We start from the raw sequence: 20,908 nt of genomic DNA, 5'->3' as shown, positions 1-20,908 counted from the left end.
GCTCCGGAATCGTGCCCCGGATCCCGCGCTTTCGCAGGTGAACCCGGTTGGCGCGAAATGAGCACGCCTTGTCGCCCCTCACCCGCAGTGGACGGACTCGGGAACGGCCTGGCCCGACGCGAGGGCCCCGGATGCCTTCAAGGATGGCCGTGAACTACGGGCTGTCGCCGCGCTGCCCGGCGGTGACCAGAAGGGACAGCGGCCGCTGGCCCTGTTCGCAGGCCAGGTGGACCTTTGTGGTGAAGCCCCCCGGGACCGGCCCAGGCCGTGGTCGTCCGGCTCGGTGCCGACCCCGCCCGGCGGTTCCTTCTGGTCTTGGCCGTTGTGGCGGGCGCCTGCGGCAACGACGACCGCCCGGGCCTGCCGCTTGGTCACACCACCGGCCGGGTGCCGTCCCGCTGCCAGCGACGGAAGAGTCCGTAGACCGTCTGCCAGGGTCCGACTCCGACGGGAGATCCCGCCACGGAGCACCGGTCCGCACCCGCCACCGGATCCCGTCGATCAGCTTGCGCCGGCCTACCGAGGGCCTGCCCAGGACCGTCACCGGCAGCAACGGCTCCAGCAGAGTCCACTGCTCATCGGAAAGATCCCCTCGTCCCACACCCAGATCATCGCGATGCGGGACGAGGAGCGGAGCCCGCTTCCCCCACACAGCCTAGGCGGGCAGGTTCTCGATGACGTGGTCCACGCAGGCGGTCAGGGCCTCGACGTCGGCCGGGTCGATGGCCGGGAACATGGCGACGCGCAACTGGTTGCGGCCGAGCTTGCGGTACGGCTCGGTGTCCACGATGCCGTTGGCGCGCAGGACCTTGGCGATCGCCGCCGCGTCGATGTCGTCCGCGAAGTCGATGGTGCCGATCACCTGGGAGCGCTTGGCCGGGTCGGTGACGAACGGGGTGGCGTGCTTGGACTGCTCGGCCCAGCCGTACAGCGCCCGGGCGGAGGCGGCGGTGCGGCCGGTGGCCCACTCCAGACCGCCCTGGCCGTTCAGCCACTTCAGCTGCTCGTTGAGGAGGAACAGGGTGGCCAGCGCCGGGGTGTTGTACGTCTGGTTCTTCAGCGAGTTGTCGATGGCGGTCGGCAGCGAGAAGAACTCCGGCACATGGCGACCCGAGCCGTGCACCCGGGCCGCGCGCTCCAGGGCGGCCGGGGAGAAGACGCCGATCCAGAGCCCGCCGTCCGAGGCGAAGGACTTCTGCGGGGCGAAGTAGTAGACGTCGGTCTCGGTGATGTCGACCGGCAGGCCGCCCGCGCCCGAGGTGGCGTCCACCAGGACCAGGCTGCCCTCGTCGGCGCCGGCCGGGCGGCGGATCGGCGCGGCGACACCGGTGGAGGTCTCGTTGTGGGTGAGCGCGTACACATCGGTGCCCGCCTCGGCGCGCGGCTCCGGGTGGGTGCCGGGGTCGGCGGAGATGACGGTGGGCTCGGCCAGCCAGGGGGCCAGCTTGGCCGCCTTGGCGAACTTGGAGGAGAACTCGCCGAAGGAGAGGTGCTGCGACTTGTTGTCGATGAGCCCGTGGGTGGCGACGTCCCAGAAGGCGGTGGAGCCGCCGTTGCCCAGGATCACCTCGTACCCGTCGGGCAGCGAGAACAGCTCGCGCACACCCGCGCGGACCTCGCCCACCAGGTTCTTGACCGGCGCCTGGCGGTGGGAGGTGCCGAGGAGGGAGGCACCGGTGGCGGCGAGGGCGTCCAGCGCCTCCGTCCGCACCTTGGAGGGGCCCGCGCCGAAACGGCCGTCGGCGGGCTTGATGTCAGCGGGAATCCGGATCTCAGCCACGGTCCGGAGCCTAGTGCCTCCGGGTGGGGGCCGAGAGCCATGTCCGTGACCTGAGACGTCGACCTGAGACGACGATCTGAGACAACGAATCGGGCTGAGACATGGCTGGGGCCGGTCGGGACGGGACGGGGGAGGCGGAGGGCCGGTACGCCTTTCCTGGACGCCTGGACGCCTGGACGCCTGGACGCCTGGACGCCGGGTGCCCGTCCCGCTCGCCGGGCGGGGAGGGCTCAGCGGAGGCGTACCGGGAGTTCGTGCAGGTCGTTCTGGGTCACCACCGGCTTGTTGCGCAGCTCGGTGGCCGGGACCGCCAGGGCCAGGTCCGGGAAGCGGGCGTAGAGGGCGGGGAGGGCGATGCCCGCCTCCAGCCGGGAGAGCGCGGCGCCCGGGCAGACGTGCGGGCCGTGGCCGAAGGAGAGGTGCCGGTTGGGGGAGCGGGTGAGGTCGAAGGCGTCCGCCGTCGGGCCGTACTGGGCCGGGTCGCGGCCGATCGCGGCATACGAGACGATCAGCGCCTCGCCCGCCGGGAGGGTCCGTCCGGCCACCGCCACGTCCTCGGTGGCGAACCGGATCAGTACGTGCGAGGTCGGCGTCGACCAGCGCAGGGTCTCCTCCACCACGGCGTCCCAGCCGGCCGCCCCGGAGCGGACCAGGGCGAGCTGTTCCGGATGGGTGGAGAGGTTCACCACGGCGTTGACGATCAGGGAGATGGTGGTCTCATGGCCGGCCGCCACCATCAGCTGGAGGGTGGAGACGATCTCCTGGTCGGTCAGCCGGTCGCCGTTCTCGGAGGCGAGGATCAGCGCGCTGGTCAGGTCGTCGCCGGGCGTGGCGCGCCGGTCGGCCACCACCGCGGCCATCATCCCGGCCAGCTCCTCCAGGGTGGCCACCACCTCGGCGGGCGGTGTCTGGGTGGAGAAGAACTTGTCGAAGAGGATCTTCAGCCGGGGGTGCCCGGCCGGGTCGACACCCATCAGGTCGCTGATCACATACATGGGCAACGGGTGGGCGAACTCCGCCTTGAGATCGACGACTTCGCCCGCCGGGCGCCGCTCCAGCGCGTCCAGCAGGCCGGCCGTCAGCTCGGTGATCCGGGCCCGCATCCGCTCCACCCGGCGCGGGGTGAGCGCCTGGGCGACCAGGGAGCGCAGCCGGCGGTGGTCCTCGCCGTCCACGGTGAGCATCGAGCGGCCCGGGTTGGCGAGCCCGATCAGCGGCCAGTCCGGCGGTATCTCGCCGCGCTGCCAGGCACCCCAGACGCCGATGTCCTTCACCAGCCGTTTATCGGTGAGGAGTTGGCGGGCCTCGGCATGGTGGGTCACCGCCCAGACCGGCACCCCGCCGGGCAGCAGCACCCGGGCGAGCGGCCCGGCGGCACGCAGCCGGGCCGTCTCCCCGGCCAGGTCCCGGACGAACGGGTCCAGAGGGATGGGGTGTTGGGCTCCGTCCGGGGAGGCCCCCGGTACGTGTCCGGCGGCCCCGGGCGCGGCGCCCGCACCCGGCCCGGTGCCCAACCCCGGCCCTGCGCCCGCGCCCGGCCCGCCACCCGCCCCCGGCCCTGCGTCCGCACCCGGTACGGGTCCGGTGGCCCCAGGCACGCCACCCGCCCCCGGCCCGCCACCCGCCCCCGGTACGGGTCCGGCGGCCCCGGGCGCGGCGCCCGCCCCAGGCCCCGCCGCCGTCATACGGCGCCGCCGAGTGCCGGGGTCGGGGAGAAGGTGACCGGCAGCTCGGTGAGGCCGCGCAGCCAGGGGGAGGGGCGGCGGGTGAGGGAGTCGGCCGGTACGGCGAGGTCCAGATCGGGCAGCCGGTCGAGCAGCACCTCGATCCCGGTCCTGGCGATGACCTCGGCCACCTCCTGGGCCGGGAACGGACAGCGGTGCTCGCCGTGGCCGAAGGAGAAGTGGGCGCTGTTGCCGCCGGTGAGCGCGGTGTGGTCGATGTGCACCTGCGGGTCGGCGTTGGCGGCGGCCAGCCCGAGCAGCAGCAGGTCCCCGGCCCTGATGTGCCGGCCGCCCAGCCGGGTGTCCCGGGAGGCCCAGCGCCCTGCCACGTTCTGGGTCGGGGTGTCGGCCCAGAGCACCTCGTTCATCGCCTCGGCCACACTGTGCCGGCCGCCGGAGAGCGAGGCGGCGAACCGGTCGTCGGTGAGCATCAGCCGCAGCGAGTTGCCGATCCAGTCGGCGGTCGGCTGGTGGCCCGCGGCCATCATCACCATCAGGTCCTGGGCGACCTCCTCCACCGTGAAGCCGGACGGGTCCTCCAGCATCCGGGAGGCCACCGAGTCGTCCGGTTCGGCCTGTTTGGCGGCGAGCAGCGCGAACATCGAGCCGGCCAGGTGCTGTTGGCCGGCGAGCGCGCGTTCCCGGCCGTCGATCATGTCGTTGAGCGCGGTGACCAGGGCCGGTCCCTCGTCGTCGGGCACGCCGTAGATCTTCACCAGCACCCGGACCGGCAGCAGCATGGCGTACCGGGCCACGAGGTCGGTGTGCCCGACGCCGCAGAAGGCGTCGATCAGCCCGTCCGCGTACGTCTCCGCGTACTTCCGCAGCGTGAACGGATCGACCGACTCCAGCGCGTCCCCGATCATCCGCGCCCGCTGCCGGTGCCGCTCACCGACGGTGTACAGGATCGAGGGCTGCCTGCGGCCGATCATCGGCAGCAGCGGCCAGTCCGGCGGGATGTTGTCCCACTGGTTCCACAGCTCCGAGTCGCGGCTGAAGAGCACCGGATCGGCGGTGACCTGGTGGAGTTCGCGGTAGTCGAGCACCAGCCAGGCCGGGACGTCGCCGTCGAGCAGCACGGGCGCGACGGCTCCGTGCTCCCGCCGTATCTCCCGGTAGAGCTGGGTGGGCTCGGTCTGGAACCGGGGCCCGGACAGGGGCACGGGGGCGGTCATGTTCTGGTCTCCCGGAGGGCTTGGGCCTGGAGGTGTTCGAGGAGGGTGATCAGGACGTACTTGCTGGACGAGCGGTCGCGGGCGTCGCACTCCACCAGCGGTACGTGCTCCGGGAGGTCCAGCGCCTCGCGGATCTCCTGCTCGGTGTGGACCGGGCCGCCGAAGTCGTTGCAGGCCACGATGAACGGGGTGCCGTGGTGTTCCAGCCGGTCGATCGCGTACCAGGAGTCCGCGAGCCGCCGGGTGTCCACCAGCACCACCGCGCCGAGGGTGCCGGAGAAGAGCCGGTCCCAGAGGAACCAGAACCGTTCCTGGCCGGGGGCGCCGAAGAGATAGAGGACGTTGCGGGCGTCCAGGGTGATCCGGCCGAAGTCGAAGGCCACGGTGGTGGCGGTCTTGGTGCCCACCCCGGTGAGGTCGTCGACGCCCTCGCCCGCGCGGGTCATCGTCTCCTCGGTGTTGAGGGGACGGATCTCGCTGACCGAGCGGACCATGGTGGTCTTGCCGACCCCGAAGCCGCCCACCACGACGATCTTCAGCCCGTTGTCGGCGGTCCCGGCCAGCGGCGTACGGGCGTGCCTGCCGGTGCGCGCGCCGGTGTCCGGACCGGCGTCCGGGGCGCCGGTGTGCGTGCCGGAGTCCGTGGCGGTCGCCGGGGCGCCGGTGCCCGTGCCGGGGGTGCCGGTGACGGAGGGGGTGGCGGTCGGGGTGCCGTGCGCGGGGTCAGAGGTTGCGGAGTCCAACGAGCACCTGTTCCAGGAGGTCGGGGTCGGGGAGGCCGTGTGTGCCCGGGTGCCGGGAGGTGCGCGGGTGGCGGGCGCTGATCCGGCCGGTGGCGAGCAGGTCCGCGAGCAGGATGCGGACGATGCTCACCGGCAGGCCCAGTTCGGCCGCCACCTCCACCACGGCGGTCGGCCGCCGGCACAGGCGCAGGATCGTCCGGTGCTCCGACTGCATGCCGGGCACCGGCTCGGACTCGGTCACCACCAGCGTGACCAGGTCGAACGGCGTGTCGTCGCCGGCGCGGGTACGGCCCCCGGTGACCGTGTAGAGGCGGTCCGGGGACTCGTCGCGCGGGCCGGGGGCGCTCATGTGGCGCGGGGCTCGGCGTGCAGGTACTCACCGAGCTGCTCGACCAGTTCGCTCATGTTGTGGCCGATCAGGCCGACGTCGGAGTCGTCGGCCGCCACCACCGCGAGATGGGCGCCGGCACCCGCCTCCACGATGAGCAGGACACCGCCGTAGAACTCGGCCATCGCCGACCGCACCCCGCCGCTGCCGTCACCGAACTCCATGGAGGCGCCGTGCGACAGGCTCTGGATGCCCGCCGATATGGCGGCCAGCTGGTCGGCCTGGTCGACGGAGAGTTCGGGCGTACGGCACAGCTTGAGGCCGTCCCGGGAGAGCACCAGGGCGTGCCGGGTGCCGGGGGTGCGCTGGAGGAGGTTCTCCAGCAGCCAGTTGAGCTTCTCGTCGGTGGTGCTGGACATGCCGGTCATCAGGGGGTGCCTTCCGTGGTGGTGCGTACCGCTTGGCGGAAGCTGCTGAAGCGGGCCGCCGCGGTCCGGTGCCCGGCGGGCACCGAGCCGTCGGCGGGGGCGGCGGGGGCGGTGGGGGATGCCGTGGAGGCCGGGGACGCGGTGGAGGCGGTGGACGCCGTCGATCCGGCGGCCGTGTCGTCCGAGCCATCCGCGCTCGGTGCTCCGGTACGGGCATGGCGCCCGGTCGCCGGTCCGGGGAGGGGCTCGGTGCCCGGGGTGGCGGGAGCGCCGGCCGGGTGGGCGGCGGCCAGCGTCTGGCCCCGGCGCCGCTTGGGCAGCCCACCGGGGGTGGTGGGCCCGCCGGAGGCCACGCCGGCCCCGGTGCTCGGGAACGCGGTCGCGGTCATGGCCGTCGCCGTGGCCGTGCTCGCGGGCTCCGGAGCCGGCGCCGCACCCGGTCCCGGCTCCAGGGCCAGCGGGCCGCGGCCGGCGGCGCGCGCCGGGAGCGCGGGCGTCCCGTTCGCCCGGTCCGCGCCGGCCGGCCGGTCCTCGGGGCGGTCGGTGCGCACCACCAGCTCCTGCGGCAGCATCATCAGGGCGCCGGTGCCCCCGCGTGCCGAGGGCCGGAACGACACGGTCAGCCCGTGCTTGCGGGCCAGCCGGCCGACCACGGCGAGACCGAGGCGGGTGCCGGAGAGGCCGGTCAGGTCGGTGCTCTCGGCGGTGACCGCCCGTTCGGCGCGCCGCAGTTGGACGTCGCTCATCACCAGGCCGCTGTCCTCGACGGTGATGACCAGACCGGCCGGGACCTCCTCCACATAGACATGCACCTCGGCGGTGGGCGGCGAGAAGTTGGCCGCGTTGTCGAGGAGTTCGGCGAGCGCGTGCATCACGCCCTCGGCCGCGTGCCCGGCGATCGCCGCGTCGCTGGTGGAGTGGAGCCGTACGCGACGGTAGCCGCCGATCCGGCCCATGGCGCCGCGCAGGATGGACTCCATCACGATCGGCCGGGCCCAGCGGCGGCCGGACCGGGCGCCGGTCAGCACCGCGATGGAGTCCGCGAGCCGGCCGGCCTGGGCGGTGCGGTGGTCCAGGTGGAGCAGATCGGTGAGCACGTCCTCGTCGGTGTGCCGGTGCTCCATCTCGCGCAGGTCGGCCAGCATGCCGGTGGCCAGCGCCTGCATCCGGCCGGCCGCGTTGGCGCAGGCAGCCACGGCGGCGGCCCGGTTGGTCTCGCTGCGGGTCGCCTCGCGCCGGGCGCGTACCGCCTCGGCGCGGGCCTCCGCCATCTGCCGGTCGGCGGTCTCCCGGGCCTCGCTGATCCGTTCGTCGGCGCTGCGCCGGGCCTCGCTCACGGTCCGCTCGGCGCCCGCCCGGGCCTCCACCACCCGCTGCTCGGCGCTCTCCCGGGCCTCGTTCACCGCCCGGTCGGCCTCGGTCCGCACCCGCGCCATCTCCTGGTCGGCGGTGGTCCGGGCCTCGGTGACGGCCCGTTCGGCACGGCTGCCGGCCTCCGCGACCGCCTGGTCCGCCCGGGAGCCCGCCTCCGCGACGGACCGGGCGGCCTGGGCCTGGGCCTCCGCCGTGACCCGCGCGGCCTCGGCGGTGGCGCGGGCGGCCCGGTCGCGGGCCTCGGCGACCGTGCGGGCGGTGTCGGCCGCCCGGCGCTGGGTCTCGTCGGTGAGCCGAGCCCGTTCGTCGCGGAGCTGCCGGGCGGTACGCAGCCCGTGCGCGGCGACGGTGACCGCGGCGGTCAGCGCCACCGCCGCCGCGACCGCCACCCACAGCACCGCGTCCCGCCCCGCCTCCGGGGCGGCGGCCACGGCCACCACGCAGAGCAGGCCGGTCACGGCCGCCGTTGTCAGCAGGACCGGTACGACCGGCCGGAAGGAGGAGTGCGACACGTCAGTCCTCGGAGCGTGGGCGGACAACTGGAGCCGTCGAATCCCGACAAACTCTGGTCACTATAGGAGAGTTGACGATCACTTTGGGAAGTCTCCTCGCTCCTTGTGGGCTTTCTTACGTCCCGCTCCGCGCACGGCTCCGCGTACGGCGCTGTGCGGCTCTCCGTCCGGCCGCACATCCGGCCCGACGTCCGGCCCCCGGCGGGCCTTCTCACGGGCCCGTGGCTGAGAACCCGTGAAATGTCCAAGAGTAGGTGTTGACAACACCCATCGGACGCCCGGGGTCGCCGCGGCCGACTCCCATGGACCCTGTCGGTCACGGCGGGCCGCCCGTACGTCCTCGCGGGTACGGAAGTCTCAGCTCCGGTCCCGGACACGCAAGCACGGCGGCGAGAAACCGAGTTGGGGCCGAGTGGGCGCGGGGGACGCCGGCCGCCGTCGTGTCACCGGTGCGCGGGCGGGTACATCAGTCTGTACCCGCACCTTCCGCGCCACCCGCCCCGTGCGCGTCAGTGGCCGACGCACAGACGAGGAATGGACGTGCCCTCATACCTCAGCCGGCGCCGGACCAGGACATGGCTCTCCCGGGGCCTCGCGTTCACGGGACGGCTGCTGGACGAGTACCCGGAGCGGGTGACCCCCGAGGGGAGGCCCGGACAGCTGGCCTTCATCTGCGGAGTCCCGCTGGGGATCATGACTCTGGTGTGGGCCGCCTGCGCGGCCGAGGGACTGGCAACGGCCCCCGGGTGCAGCCCGGCGACCCTGCTGCATGTGGCCGTCCCGGCGGCCGGGGACGGCGTCACGGCCTGCCGGACGCTCCCGCTCGTGGCCGATCTCCCGAGCGCCGCGCTGGGGTTCACGTCGACGCTCGCCGTGACGCTCTATCTCACCTTGATAACCCGGCTGGCGCGGCTGAAGGAGGAGATCGTCGAGTCCGGCCTGGTGCGGTCCCCGGACCTCGCGGCGGGAGACCTCGCCCGCCGTCTCACCGCACTGGAGACGCGCGTCCGCATAGGGCGGCCGGCCAAGACGGCCCTGGCGTTCGCGTGCGTGGCCGGCAGCGCCGGGCTCTACTTCTGGGCCTACGACGGAGGCCGGGCCTTCACCGATCTCTCCGCGGTCTCCGCGTCGCACCCCTCGATGGAATCGATCAGGGTCTCCTGGTGGGCGAACTATCTGGAGCACCCGCTGATGGCGGCCATCTGGATTCTCATCGGATCGCTCGGCCTCTACTTCGCCGCCAAGCAGGGCTACATCTATCAGCGGCTCCTCGCGTTCTCCTGGGGAGCGCGCGGGATGTGGGACTTCCAGTATGTGTCGCGAGCCCAGAACGACGACTTCGGCTGGAAGCCGGTGGGCCGGGTGATCACCATGGTGTACCTGGGCTTTCTCAACTTCACCGTCTCGCTGACCGCCGCCGCCTATCTGCTGCGCGGGGAGTCCGGCGACTGGAAGAACCCGGTCGTCGGTGTCGTGGCCCTGGTGGGTATCTGGGCCAACGCGGGAATCCTGCTGGCGCTGCTGACGGTGATGATCAGGAACCACCGCTCCGTCGTGGAGCGGCAGCGGAGCGCGGTCGCCGCCGAGATCGCCCGGGTCCGGGAGGAGGCGCGCTCCGGTGCGGTGACCGACGACGCCAGGCTCGCCCTGCTGACGGCCGAGGGCGGCCTCCTCTACGAGGCGCCCCGCTGGTATCCGCTGCGGGGCCGGCTCAAGCCGATCTTCTCCCTGCTGCCGATCCTGCTGACGCTCTACAAGTTCAGCGAGGAGTTCACCAAGCTCAAGTGAGCGGCGCGGGGATCCGCCGGGGCGGGCCTTTCGGCGGCGGGCGCTGTGCCGCCGGGTGCTCGGGGTGTGTCCGGGTGGGGCGAAAGTGGCTGGGGTGGTTCGGGGCTGTGGTCGTACGGTGGGATGAATGCGCGACGAGTGATGAGTGACCTGTCACGAGCGATCTGTGACCCATGATCTGTGGCCCGAGACCTGTGACCCGTCACGAGCGACAAGCGACCCGTGCCCCGTGCCCCGTGCCCCGTGATGAAGGCTGAGCCGTGAACGACACCACCCGAACCGGAGGCCCGGCGGCGCGCGCCGGTGCCGTGGAGGATCCGGCCGCCTCGGCCGTCGTGCTGCCGGAGGCCGCCGCGGCGCGGTCCGGCGGACCGGTGCCGGGCGGTGGGCGGCGGGGGCCGCTCGGGCCGGTGGCGCTGGTGGTGGCGGGCGGGCTGTCGGTGCAGTTCGGGGCCGCCGTCGCGGTCATGCTGATGCCCCGCGCGGGCGCCGTGGGGGTGGTGACCCTGCGGCTGGTGCTCGCCGCCGTGGTGCTGCTGATCGCCTGCCGCACGAGGCTGCGCGGCCACTCGCGGGCCGACTGGGGCACCGTGGTGGTGTTCGGCGCCGCGATGGCCGGGATGAACGTCCTCTTCTACCAGGCGGTCGACCGGATCCCGCTGGGCGCGGCCGTGACGCTGGAGGTGCTGGGGCCGCTCGCGCTGTCGGTGCTCGCCTCCCGCCGGCTGGTCAATGTGGTGTGGGCCGGGCTGGCGCTGGGCGGGGTGGTGCTGCTGAGCGGCGGCGGCTTCGACCGGCTCGACCCGGTGGGCGCCGGGTTCGCGGTGGCGGCGGGCGCGATGTGGGCGGCGTACATAGTCTTCAGCGCCCGCACCGGCCGCCGCTTCCCGCAGGCCGACGGGCTGGCGCTGGCGATGGCCGTCGGCGCGCTGCTCACCCTGCCGCTGGGCGTCGCGGAGGCGGGCGGCAAGCTGCTGGACCCGGTGACGGTGGGGCTCGGCCTCGCGGTGGCGCTGATGTCCTCGGTCCTGCCCTACACCCTGGAGCTGCTGGCCCTGCGCCGGCTGCCCGCGCCGACCTTCGCCGTGCTGATGAGCCTGGAACCGGCCATCGCGGCGACGGCCGGGTTCCTCGTGCTGCACCAGGCGCTTTCGGCCACCGACGCGCTGGCCGTCGCCCTGGTCGTCGCGGCGAGCATGGGCGCGGTCCGTACGCAGGCCAGGGGTGGCGCCGGGCGGCGGGGCGAGGCGCGCGGCTGAGGGCGCGTCCCCGGGAGGCCCTCCGCGGGCCCGGGCCGATGCCGTCGGCCGATGCAGCCGTCCGAGGCCGGCCGCGCCGGCCGGAGCCCGGCGGAACTCGGGCGGAACACGGCCGGAGATCGGCCGAAACCTGGCCGCAATCAAAGCAAGCATGCTTGATTGTTTCTGGCGGCGCTGCCATGCTCCGGGGCACACCGCCGCGTCCGGGGGCTCCGTCCGCCGGGTCGTGACACCGCCGTGCCGCCGTGCCGCGTGCCCCGGAGGGAGCGCACCGTGTCCGAAGCCCCCGCTGTGCTGGACGATCTGCGCGAGGAGAGCGAGGAGCTCGACCGGCTGGTCGCGGAGCTGCCGCCCGGCGCCTGGGCCACGCCCACCCCCGCGCCCGGCTGGACCGTCGCCCACCAGATCGCCCATCTCGCCTGGACCGACGAGGCGGCCCTGCTCGCCGCCACCGACCCCGGGGCCTTCGCGACCGCCGCCGAACGGGCCGCCGCCGCGCCGGACCGGTTCGTGGACGAGGGCGCCGAGGCGGGCGCCACCGCCGCGCCGGACGCCCTGCTCGCCCGCTGGCGGGAGGGCCGGGCCCGCCTCCACCGGGTGCTGGCCGAGGCCCCGGCGGGCAGCCGCTTTCCCTGGTACGGGCCGCCCATGAGCGCGACCTCGCTCGCCACCGCCCGCCTCATGGAGACCTGGGCGCACGGCCAGGACGTGGCCGACGCGCTCGGGGTCGCCCGGCCGCCGACCGCCCGGCTGCGCCATGTCGCCTGGCTCGGGGTGCGGGCCCGGGACTACGCGTACGCCGTACGGGGGCTCCCCGCCCCGCCCGGACCGTTCCGGGTGGAGCTGCGGGCCCCGGATGGCAGGGAGACCTGGGCGTACGGCCCCGAGGACGCGCCCCAGCGGGTCACCGGGCCCGCCCTGGACTTCTGCCTGCTGGTCACCCAACGGGTCCACCGCGACGACACCGCGCTCCGGGCCGAGGGCGCCGAGGCGGACCACTGGCTCACCGTCGCCCAGGCGTTCGCCGGGCCGCCGGGTCCGGGACGGGCGCCCGCGGCGGGGTCAGCGCCTTCGGCGGGACGGGCACCCGCGACCGGGCCGTCACCCGTGACGGGGCCGTCGCCTTCGGCGGGACGGCCACCCGGGACGGGACGGGCCGGGGCCGGCGGGCGGGGCGGGGCATGAGGGCCCCGCGGGCCCCGCTGCGGATCGGAAACGCGTCCGGGTTCTACGGCGACCGCTTCGGAGCCGTACGGGAGATGCTCACCGGCGGCGCGCTGGACGTGCTCACCGGCGACTATCTGGCCGAGCTGACCATGCTCATCCTGGGCCGCGACCGGATGCGGGACCCCTCCCTCGGGTACGCCAGGACGTTTCTGCGCCAGATGGAGGAGGGGCTCGGCCTCGCCCACGAGCGGGGCGTCCGCATCGTCACCAACGCGGGCGGCCTCAACCCGGCCGGGCTCGCCGCCGCCCTGCGGGAACTGGCGGAGAAGCTGGGGCTGCCGGTACGGATCGGGTACGTGACGGGCGACCGGCTCCCGGCGCCCGACGGGGTGCTGACCGCCCACGCCTATCTGGGCGCCGGCGGCATCGCGGCCTGTCTGCGCGGCGGCGCCGAGGTGGTGGTCACCGGCCGGGTCACCGACGCCGCGCTGGTCGCGGGACCGGCGGCCTGGTGGTTCGGCTGGGACACGGAGCGGGTGGACGGCCCGCAGGCGTACGACCGGGCGGCCGGGGCGGTGGTCGCCGGGCACGTCCTGGAGTGCGGCGCCCAGGCGACCGGCGGCAACTACGCGTTCTTCCACGAGCACGACCCGGCCGCGCTGCTCCGGCCCGGCTTCCCGCTGGCCGAGGTGTACGAGGACGGTTCGGCGGTGATCACCAAGCACCCCGGCACCGGTGGCTTCGTGGACACCGGCACGGTCACCGCCCAGCTCCTCTACGAGACGGCCGGCGCCCGCTACCCGGGCCCGGACGTGACGGCCCGGCTGGACACCGTACGGCTCACCCAGGAGGGCCCGGACCGGGTGCGGGTCTCGGGCGTCCGGGGCGAGCCGCCGCCCCCGCTGCTCAAGGCCGGGCTCAGCCGGCTCGGCGGCTGGCGGAACGAGGTGGTCTTCGTGCTGACCGGACTGGCGATCGAGGCCAAGGCGGAGCTGGTCCGGGCGCAGATGGAGGCCGCGCTGGACGCGTCCGGGGCCCGGCCCGCGGAGGTGCGCTGGGAGCTGGTCCGCACCGACCGCCCGGACGCCGCCACCGAGGAGACCGCCTCCGCCCTGCTGCGGCTGGTGGTGCGCGACCCGGCGCAGGACGCGGTGGGCCGGTCGGTCACCGGGGCCGCCGTCGAGCTGGCCCTCGCCGGCATCCCGGGCTTCCATCTGACCGCCCCGCCCGGCAAGGGCGCGCCCTACGGTGTCTTCGAGGCCCGGTACGTCGAGCCCGGCGAGGTCGAGCACCTGGCCGTACTCCCGGACGGCGAGCGGCTGGTGGTGCCCCATCCGGCCGGGACCCGCCCCCTGGAACCGGTGGCCGACCCGCCGCTCCCGGCCCCGCTCCCGGCCGGACCGGTGCGCCGGGCGCCGCTGGGCCTGGTCGCGGGGGCCCGGAGCGGTGACAAGGGCGGGGACGCCAATGTCGGTGTCTGGGCCCGCTCGGAGGACGGCTGGCGCTGGCTGGCGCACACCCTGACCACCGAGCTGTTCCGCCAACTGCTGCCGGAGACAGCGGCCTTGGATGTCACCCGCCACCCGCTGCCCAACCTCCGCGCGCTGAACTTCACCGTCGCCGGGCTGCTGGGCGAGGGCGTCGCCGCCCAGGCCCGTTTCGACCCGCAGGCCAAGGCGCTCGGCGAATGGCTCCGATCCCGTCATCTCGACATCCCGGAGGCGTTGTTGTGAATCCGTACGCAGGGGAGGGGCCACCGGCCCCGGTTCCCGACCCGGTCCCGGCCCCGGTTCCGGGGGATGCCCCGGCCCCGGCCCCGGCCCCGGTCTCGGCCCTGGCCCCGGGGGAGGTCCCGGCTCCGGCCCCGGAACCGCAGGGCGACACCGCCGGGAGGTCCCGCCGATGACCGTGCTGCGCACCGCCGTCGATCCGGCCGCGCCCGAGTACGCCGCCCATCGCGCCGCCATGCTGGAGAAGCTGGCCGCCCTGGAGACCGAACACGCCAAGGCGCTCGCGGGCGGCGGCGAGAAGTATGTCGAGCGGCACCGGAAGCGCGGAAAGTTGCTCGCCCGGGAGCGGATCGAGCTGCTCCTCGACCCGGACACCGCCTTTCTGGAGCTGTCCCCGCTCGCCGCCTGGGGCAGCGACTACCCGGTGGGCGCCTCGCTGGTCACCGGGATCGGCACCGTCGAGGGCGTCGAGTGCCTGATCACCGCCAACGACCCGACCGTGCGCGGCGGCGCCTCCAACCCCTGGACGCTCAGGAAGGCGCTGCGGGCCAATGAGATCGCGTACGCCAACCGGCTGCCCTGCGTCAGCCTGGTGGAGTCCGGTGGTGCCGATCTGCCCTCCCAGAAGGAGATCTTCATCCCCGGCGGGGCGCTCTTCCGGGACATCACCCGGCTCTCGGCCGCCGGAATCCCCACCGTCGCCGTGGTGTTCGGCAACTCCACCGCCGGTGGGGCGTACGTCCCCGGCATGTCCGACCACACCGTGATGATCAGGGAGCGGTCGAAGGTCTTCCTCGGCGGCCCGCCGCTGGTGAGGATGGCCACCGGCGAGGAGAGCGACGACGAGTCGCTGGGCGGCGCCGAGATGCACGCCCGGGTCTCCGGGCTGGCCGACCACTACGCCCTGGACGAGCCGGACGCGATCCGCCGGGCGCGCCGGATCGTCGCCCGGCTCAACCACCGCAAGGCGCACCCGGATCCGGGCCCGGCCGAGCCGCCGAAGTACGACCCGGAGGAGCTGCTCGGGATCGTCCCCGGCGAGCTGCGCACCCCCTTCGACCCGCGCGAGGTGATCGCCCGGATCGTGGACGGCTCCGACTTCGACGAGTTCAAGCCGCTCTACGGCACCAGCCTGGTCACCGGCTGGGCCTCGCTCCTCGGCTATCCGGTCGGCGTACTGGCCAACGCCCAGGGGGTGTTGTTCTCCGCCGAGTCGCAGAAGGCCGCGCAGTTCATCCAGCTCGCCAACCAGCGGGACATCCCGCTGCTGTTCCTGCACAACACCACCGGCTACATGGTGGGCCGGGAGTACGAGCAGGGCGGCATCATCAAGCACGGCGCCATGATGATCAACGCGGTCGCCAACTCCCGGGTCCCGCACCTCTCGGTCCTGCTGGGCGCCTCCTACGGCGCCGGGCACTACGGCATGTGCGGCCGCGCCTACGACCCCCGGTTCCTCTTCGCCTGGCCGAGCGCCAAGTCCGCCGTGATGGGACCCCAGCAGCTCGCCGGGGTGCTGTCGATCGTGGCTCGCGCGTCGGCCGCCGCCAAGGGACAGCCCTATGACGACGAGGGGGACGCGGCGCTGCGGGCGATGGTGGAGCAGCAGATCGAGGCCGAGTCGCTGCCCGCCTTTCTCTCCGGGCGGCTCTACGACGACGGGGTGATCGACCCGCGCGACACCCGCACCGTCCTCGGGCTCTGCCTCTCCGCGATCCACACGGCACCGGTCGAGGGCGCGCGCGGCGGCTTCGGCGTCTTCCGGATGTGAGGGACCAGATGGCTGAAACCGGTATCAGGAAGCCGGAGTCGCGGTCGATCCGCACCCTGCTGGTCGCCAACCGGGGCGAGATCGCCTGCCGCGTCTTCCGCACCTGCCGGGAGCTGGGCATCGCCACCGTGGCGGTGTACTCCGACCCGGACGCGGACGCCCTGCACGTACGGGAGGCGGACGCGGCGGTACGACTGCCGGGGGCCGCGCCCTCGGAGACGTACCTCCGGGGCGAGTCGATCGTGCGGGCCGCGCTGGCGGCGGGCGCCGACGCGGTGCACCCGGGGTACGGATTCCTCTCCGAGAACGCGGAGTTCGCCCGCGCGGTGCTCGCCGCCGGACTGATCTGGATCGGCCCGCCGCCCGAGGCGATCGAGGCGATGGCCTCCAAGACCCGGGCCAAGGAACTGCTGGGCGTGCCACCGCTCACCGAGGTCACCGGGGCGGAGCTGCCGGTGCTGGTCAAGGCGGCGGCCGGCGGCGGCGGGCGCGGGATGCGGGTGGTCCGGAAACTCTCCGAGCTGGAGGACGAGTTGGCGGCGGCCCGGGCGGAGGCGCTGGCGGCCTTCGGGGACGGTGAGGTGTTCGTCGAGCGGTACGTGGAGCACGGCCGCCATGTCGAGGTGCAGGTGCTCGCCGACGGCCAGGGCACGGTCTGGCTGCTCGGCACCCGGGACTGCTCGCTCCAGCGCCGCCACCAGAAGGTGATCGAGGAGGCCCCGGCACCCGGTCTCGGCCCGCGCCTCACCGAGCGGCTGTACGAGCTGGCGGGGCGGGCCGCCCGGGCCACCGGCTACCGGGGCGCCGGGACGGTCGAGTTCCTGGTGACGGGGGGTGGAGCGGACACCTCCGACGGCGCCGAGGGAGAGAAACCGGGCGGCGGGGCCGACGACACCTCCGGCCACAGTGCGCCAGGTGCCTTGGGGGACGGCGACCGCGAGGGCGCGGAGCCGGGCGACGGCACCTCCGGCTCCCGTGCGCCGGGTACCTCCGGCGGCGAGGCGCACTTCCTGGAGATGAACACCCGGCTCCAGGTCGAACACCCGGTCACCGAGGCGGTGTACGGCATCGACCTGGTGGCCTGGCAGATCCGGATCGCGGAGGGCCGGCCGCTGCCCTCGCCCGAGCCGCCACCCGCCTCCGGCCACGCGGTGGAGGCCCGGCTCTACGCCGAGGACCCGGCCGGTGGCTGGGCACCCCGCACCGGCCCGCTGCACCGGCTGGAGCTGCCCCGGGGTCCCGGACTGCGGGTGGACACCGGGTACGCCTCCGGGGACACCGTGGGCGTCCACTACGACCCGCTGCTGGCCAAGGTGGTGGCCCGGGCACCCGACCGGGCGGAGGCGCTGCGGCTGCTGGCCCACGCCCTGGAGCGGGCGGTGGTGCACGGGCCCGGCACCAACCGGGAGCTGCTGGTCCGGTCGCTGCGGCACCCGGAGTTCCTGGTCGGGGGCGCCGACACGGGCTTCTACGACCGGCACCTGCCCGCGCTCACCGGGCCGGAGCCGGACGAGGACCTGGCCGCGGTGGCCGCCGCGCTGGCGGTCGCGGCCGGGCGGGGCGGGCCGTTCGGGGCGTGGCGGAACCTCCCCGCCCGGCCCCAGCTCGGCCGGTACGGCGACCACGAGGTGCGCTACCGGCCCACCCGGGACGGCTCCTTCGCCGTGGAGTCCCACCCCGGGGTGCGGGTGGTGGCGGTCGCTCCCGACCGGGTGCGCCTGGAAGTCGCCGGAGTCGTACGCCGCTTCGACGTGGCGGTGTACGGCGGCCACGTCTACGTGGGCCCGCACCGGCTGGCCGTCCACCCCCGCTTCACCGACCCCGCCGCGCGGGCCGAGCCCGGCTCGCTGCCGGCGCCCATGCCCGGCACCGTGGTGCGGGTGGCCGAACTGGCTCCGGGCGACCGGGTGGTGGCCGGGCAGCCGCTGGTGTGGCTGGAGGCGATGAAGATGGAGCACCGCATCACCGCCCCCGCCGACGGCACCCTCACCGCCCTGTACGCCGTCCCCGGCCGCCAGGTCGAGCTGGGCACCCTGCTCGCCGTCGTCCAGGCCGCCACCCCCGAGCCGCCCGGCGCTCCCGAGCCGCCCGGCGCTCCCGGGCCGTCCGGCCCTTCCGGGCCGTCCAGTGCCGCCGAGCCGCCCGGCACCTCCGGGCCGTCCGGTGCTCCCGCCGGCCCGGAGCCGTCCGGTGTTCCCACCGGCCGGCGGAGCCCGTAGTCCCTGCCTCGCCCCACCCTCTCGTATGCCCACCCCCCACTCCGCCCCCACCGCCCGACTCGACCGGAGGACCAGCCATGTCCGCAGCCATGTCCGCAGTCATCGAGACCGAGGAACAGTCCGCACTGCGCGCCGCCGTCGCCGCGCTCGGCCGCCGCCACGGGGTGGCGCACGACCGGGACGCCCTCTGGGCCGAGGCGGGCAAGCTCGGCTACCTCGGGGTCAACCTTCCCGAGGAGTACGGCGGCGGAGGCAGTGGCATGGCGGAACTCTCCATCGTGCTTGAGGAGTTGGGCGCGGCCGGCTGCCCGCTGCTGATGATGGTGGTCTCGCCCGCCATCTGCGGCACGGTCATCGCCCGGTTCGGCACCGAGGAGCAGAGGGCCCGCTGGCTGCCCGGGCTGGCGGACGGCAGCCGCACCATGGCGTTCGGCATCACCGAGCCCGACGCGGGTTCCAACTCGCACCGGATCACCACCACCGCCCGCCGGGACGGCGGCGACTGGGTGCTCACCGGCCGCAAGGTGTTCATCTCCGGTGTGGACCTCGCCGACGCCACCCTGATCGTCGGCCGCACCGAGGACGCCAGGACCGGCCGGCTCAAGCCCTGTCTCTTCGTCGTCCCACGCGATGCCGAAGGGTTCGGTCGCCGGGCCATCCCGATGGAACTCGACGCCCATGAGAAGCAGTTCGAACTGACCCTGGACGAGGTGCGGCTCCCCGCCGACGCGCTGGTGGGCGACGAGGACGCCGGGCTGCTCCAGCTCTTCGCCGGGCTCAACCCGGAGCGGATCATGACCGCCGCCTTCGCCCTCGGGATGGGCCGGTACGCGATCGGGCGCGCCGTCGGTTACGCCAAGGAGCGCCAGGTGTGGAAGGCTCCCATCGGCTCGCACCAGGCCATCGCGCATCCGCTGGCGCAGGCGCACATCGAACTGGAGCTGGCCGCCCTGATGATGCGCAAGGCCGCCCACCTCTACGACACGGGCGACGACCTGGGCGCGGGCGAGGCGGCCAACATGGCCAAGTACGCCGCCGCCGAGGCGTGTGTCCGCGCGGTCGACCAGGCCGTGCACACCCTGGGCGGCAATGGGCTCACCTGTGAGTTCGGGCTCGCCCGGCTGATCACGGCGGCCCGGGTGGCCCGGATCGCCCCGGTCAGCCGCGAGATGATCCTCAACTTCGTCTCCCACCAGTCCCTGGGCCTCCCCAAGTCCTACTGAATCCGTCAGGTCCGTCGGATCCGTCGGACCCGTCAGGCCCGTCAGATCCTGCCGGGCGTCCCCGGGGTGTTCGGGGCGCGCGGTCCGGGGGAGAAGGAAACTCACCGGGGACGGCGTGCCCGCCCGCATGTCCGGGCAGGCGTCCGGGCAGGCCGCCCCGTACGAGAAGTTCCGGCGCGGCGCCCTGGCGGCGGGCGTGCCACCGGTCGCGTCCGGGAAGCACCCGCGGCGCACCCTACGGGAGGGCGAAGGCGCATGACCCTGGTCACCACCGCGTACGAGCGCGGCATCACCACCCTGACCCTGGACTCGCCGGAGAACCGCAACGCCCTGTCGGCGCGGCTGGTGGCCGAGCTGGCGGAGCAGCTCGCGCGGTGCGGCGCCGACCGGTCGGTGCGGGCGGTGGTGCTCGCCCACACCGGCTCCACCTTCAGCGCGGGCGCCGATCTCAAGGCGCCGCCCAGCCCGTACGCCTTCGTGGCGCTGCTCCGGCAACTGCTGGAGCTGCCCAAGCCGGTGCTGGCCCGGGTCACCGGCAAGGTCCGGGCGGGCGGGCTCGGTCTGCTGGGCGCCTGTGACCTGGTGGCGGCGTCGGCGGACGCGGAGTTCGCGCTGACCGAGGTGCGGATCGGGGTGGCGCCCTCGATGATCTCGCTCACCCTGCTGCCCCGGCTCGACCCCCGGGCGGCGGCCCGCTACTGCCTGACCGGCGAACCGTTCGACGCGGCCGAGGCGGCCAGGATCGGCCTGGTCACGGCGGTGCCGGCCGGGCCGAAGGAGGACGTGGACACCGTGCTGGCGCCGATGCTGGAGGGGCTGCGCCGGGCCTCGCCGCAGGGGTTGGCCGAGGCCAAGCGGCTGGTCGCGGCTAGGGTGCTGGAGACCTTCGAGCGGGACGCCGAGGATCTCGTCCAGCGCTCGGCCTCGCTCTTCGCCTCGGCGGAGGCGCGCGAGGGCATGACCGCCTTCCTCGAACGACGGGACGCCGCATGGGTGTTGTGACCTCCGAGACCTCCCGTACCCCCGGCGCGCCCGGACCCGCCGGAGCCCCCGCTCCGTCCGGCGCGGCCGGGGGTACGGAAGCTTCTGGTCCGTCCGGGGCGGCCCGGGGGCCGAAGCAGGACCGCAGCCGGGCCACCCGGCGGCGGCTGCTGGAGGCGGCGGTGGCCTGTCTGGCCGAGCGCGGCTGGCAGGGCTCCACCGTGACGGTGGTCGCGGAACGGGCCGGTGTCTCCCGGGGCGCCGCCCAGCACCACTTCCCGACCCGGGAGGATCTGTTCACCGCCGCCGTCGAGTACGTCGCCGAGGAACGCTCCCACGCCCTGCGCGAGCTGCCGGGCCAGGACCGTCCGGCCGTGGTGGCCGCCCTGGTCGACCTCTACACCGGCCCGCTCTTCCGGGCCGCCCTCCACCTCTGGGTCGCCGCCTCCGACGAGGAGCAGCTCCGCCCGCGCGTCACCGAGCTGGAGGCCCGCGTCGGCCGCGAGACCCACCGGATCGCCGTGGAACTGCTGGGCGCCGACGAGTCGCTCCCGGGTGTCCGCGAGACGGTCCAAGGCCTGCTGGACATGGCCCGCGGCCTGGGCCTCGCCAACCTCCTCACCGACGACCGCCCCCGCCGCGACCGGGTGGTGGCCCAGTGGTCCCGGCTGGTCGAGGACGCGTTGCGCGCCCCCGCCCCCTGACC

At 74.6% G+C, this 20,908-nt stretch carries 16 protein-coding genes and 2 pseudogenes; 10 read left to right on the top strand and 8 right to left on the bottom strand.

Annotated features, from left to right (window positions below):
* Positions 1-154: 154 nt before the first annotated feature.
* The 8 genes from NX801_RS09670 to NX801_RS09635 form a co-directional block, all read right to left on the bottom strand.
* Positions 155-601, bottom strand: coding sequence for a transposase (locus NX801_RS09670; RefSeq protein WP_258786874.1), 447 nt, complete (start codon positions 599-601; stop codon positions 155-157).
* A 54-nt stretch (positions 602-655) separates the two neighbouring features.
* Positions 656-1,780 carry a phosphoserine transaminase gene (gene serC / locus NX801_RS09665; RefSeq protein ID WP_258786873.1) on the bottom strand — a complete coding sequence of 375 codons (1,125 nt, stop codon included), beginning with the start codon at positions 1,778-1,780 and terminating at the stop codon, positions 656-658.
* 230 nt (positions 1,781-2,010) lie between these two features.
* Positions 2,011-3,210, bottom strand: coding sequence for a cytochrome P450 family protein (locus NX801_RS09660; RefSeq protein ID WP_258787000.1), 1,200 nt, complete (start codon positions 3,208-3,210; stop codon positions 2,011-2,013).
* Between the two features lie 251 nt (positions 3,211-3,461).
* On the bottom strand, positions 3,462-4,679 hold the full coding sequence (locus NX801_RS09655) for a cytochrome P450 (RefSeq protein WP_258786872.1): 1,218 nt from the start codon (positions 4,677-4,679) through the stop codon (positions 3,462-3,464).
* Positions 4,676-5,242, bottom strand: coding sequence for a GTP-binding protein (locus NX801_RS09650; protein ID WP_258786999.1), 567 nt, complete (start codon positions 5,240-5,242; stop codon positions 4,676-4,678). The genes NX801_RS09655 and NX801_RS09650 overlap by 4 nt, the downstream gene beginning before the upstream one ends.
* Positions 5,243-5,402: 160 nt before the next feature.
* The gene (locus tag NX801_RS09645; protein ID WP_258786871.1) at positions 5,403-5,771 is read right to left on the bottom strand and encodes a DUF742 domain-containing protein; all 369 of its coding nucleotides are present in this window, start codon (positions 5,769-5,771) and stop codon (positions 5,403-5,405) included.
* Positions 5,768-6,169: a roadblock/LC7 domain-containing protein gene (locus NX801_RS09640; RefSeq protein WP_258786870.1), complete on the bottom strand. Its 402-nt coding sequence runs from the start codon at positions 6,167-6,169 to the stop codon at positions 5,768-5,770. The genes NX801_RS09645 and NX801_RS09640 overlap by 4 nt, the downstream gene beginning before the upstream one ends.
* 8 nt (positions 6,170-6,177) lie before the next feature.
* Positions 6,178-8,064, bottom strand: coding sequence for a sensor histidine kinase (locus NX801_RS09635; RefSeq protein ID WP_258786869.1), 1,887 nt, complete (start codon positions 8,062-8,064; stop codon positions 6,178-6,180).
* Positions 8,065-8,598: 534 nt separating this feature from the next.
* Between NX801_RS09635 and NX801_RS09630 the strand changes: the two genes are divergently transcribed.
* The 10 genes and pseudogenes from NX801_RS09630 to NX801_RS09590 all read left to right on the top strand — a co-directional run bounded on the left by NX801_RS09630 (position 8,599) and on the right by NX801_RS09590 (position 20,906).
* Positions 8,599-9,852: a hypothetical protein gene (locus tag NX801_RS09630; RefSeq protein WP_258786868.1), complete on the top strand. Its 1,254-nt coding sequence runs from the start codon at positions 8,599-8,601 to the stop codon at positions 9,850-9,852.
* A gap of 338 nt (positions 9,853-10,190) precedes the next feature.
* Positions 10,191-11,111 carry an EamA family transporter gene (locus NX801_RS09625; protein WP_428986115.1) on the top strand — a complete coding sequence of 307 codons (921 nt, stop codon included), beginning with the start codon at positions 10,191-10,193 and terminating at the stop codon, positions 11,109-11,111.
* A gap of 273 nt (positions 11,112-11,384) precedes the next feature.
* Positions 11,385-12,296, top strand: coding sequence for a TIGR03084 family metal-binding protein (locus tag NX801_RS09620; protein WP_258786867.1), 912 nt, complete (start codon positions 11,385-11,387; stop codon positions 12,294-12,296).
* Positions 12,293-14,011: an acyclic terpene utilization AtuA family protein gene (locus NX801_RS09615; RefSeq protein ID WP_258786863.1), complete on the top strand. Its 1,719-nt coding sequence runs from the start codon at positions 12,293-12,295 to the stop codon at positions 14,009-14,011. Before NX801_RS09620 ends, NX801_RS09615 begins: the two co-directional genes overlap by 4 nt.
* A 169-nt stretch (positions 14,012-14,180) precedes the next feature.
* Complete coding sequence (locus tag NX801_RS09610; protein ID WP_258786862.1) at positions 14,181-15,779, top strand: acyl-CoA carboxylase subunit beta; 1,599 nt, start codon at positions 14,181-14,183, stop codon at positions 15,777-15,779.
* Positions 15,780-15,787: 8 nt separating this feature from the next.
* Positions 15,788-16,606, top strand: a pseudogene (locus NX801_RS30990) (biotin carboxylase N-terminal domain-containing protein); the annotation flags it as partial.
* A 168-nt stretch (positions 16,607-16,774) separates the two neighbouring features.
* Positions 16,775-17,827 (top strand): annotated as a pseudogene (locus NX801_RS30985) (biotin/lipoyl-containing protein); the annotation flags it as partial.
* Between the two features lie 260 nt (positions 17,828-18,087).
* Positions 18,088-19,221: an acyl-CoA dehydrogenase family protein gene (locus NX801_RS09600; RefSeq protein WP_428986114.1), complete on the top strand. Its 1,134-nt coding sequence runs from the start codon at positions 18,088-18,090 to the stop codon at positions 19,219-19,221.
* Between the two features lie 255 nt (positions 19,222-19,476).
* Positions 19,477-20,223 (top strand): enoyl-CoA hydratase family protein, encoded by a 747-nt coding sequence (locus tag NX801_RS09595; protein WP_258786859.1) that lies wholly within the window; start codon positions 19,477-19,479, stop codon positions 20,221-20,223.
* Entirely contained in the window at positions 20,211-20,906 is a 696-nt protein-coding gene (locus NX801_RS09590) for a TetR/AcrR family transcriptional regulator (RefSeq protein ID WP_258786858.1), read from the top strand. Before NX801_RS09595 ends, NX801_RS09590 begins: the two co-directional genes overlap by 13 nt.
* Positions 20,907-20,908 lie beyond the last annotated feature (2 nt).

Source organism: Streptomyces pyxinae (assembly GCF_024756275.1).
In the GTDB taxonomy this organism is placed as follows: domain Bacteria; phylum Actinomycetota; class Actinomycetes; order Streptomycetales; family Streptomycetaceae; genus Streptomyces; species Streptomyces pyxinae.
This window is presented reverse-complemented; position numbering and strand designations above follow the sequence as displayed.

Bases quoted from the DNA above. Each gene is read 5' to 3' on its own strand.
- NX801_RS09655 (WP_258786872.1), bottom strand. From the start codon at position 4,679: ATGACCGCCCCCGTGCCCCTGTCCGGGCCCCGGTTCCAGACCGAGCCC.
- NX801_RS09645 (WP_258786871.1), bottom strand. From the start codon at position 5,771: ATGAGCGCCCCCGGCCCGCGCGACGAGTCCCCGGACCGCCTCTACACG.
- NX801_RS09640 (WP_258786870.1), bottom strand. From the start codon at position 6,169: ATGTCCAGCACCACCGACGAGAAGCTCAACTGGCTGCTGGAGAACCTC.
- NX801_RS09630 (WP_258786868.1), top strand. From the start codon at position 8,599: ATGGACGTGCCCTCATACCTCAGCCGGCGCCGGACCAGGACATGGCTC.
- NX801_RS09615 (WP_258786863.1), top strand. From the start codon at position 12,293: ATGAGGGCCCCGCGGGCCCCGCTGCGGATCGGAAACGCGTCCGGGTTC.
- NX801_RS09610 (WP_258786862.1), top strand. From the start codon at position 14,181: ATGACCGTGCTGCGCACCGCCGTCGATCCGGCCGCGCCCGAGTACGCC.
- NX801_RS09600 (WP_428986114.1), top strand. From the start codon at position 18,088: ATGTCCGCAGTCATCGAGACCGAGGAACAGTCCGCACTGCGCGCCGCC.
- NX801_RS09595 (WP_258786859.1), top strand. From the start codon at position 19,477: ATGACCCTGGTCACCACCGCGTACGAGCGCGGCATCACCACCCTGACC.
- NX801_RS09590 (WP_258786858.1), top strand. From the start codon at position 20,211: ATGGGTGTTGTGACCTCCGAGACCTCCCGTACCCCCGGCGCGCCCGGA.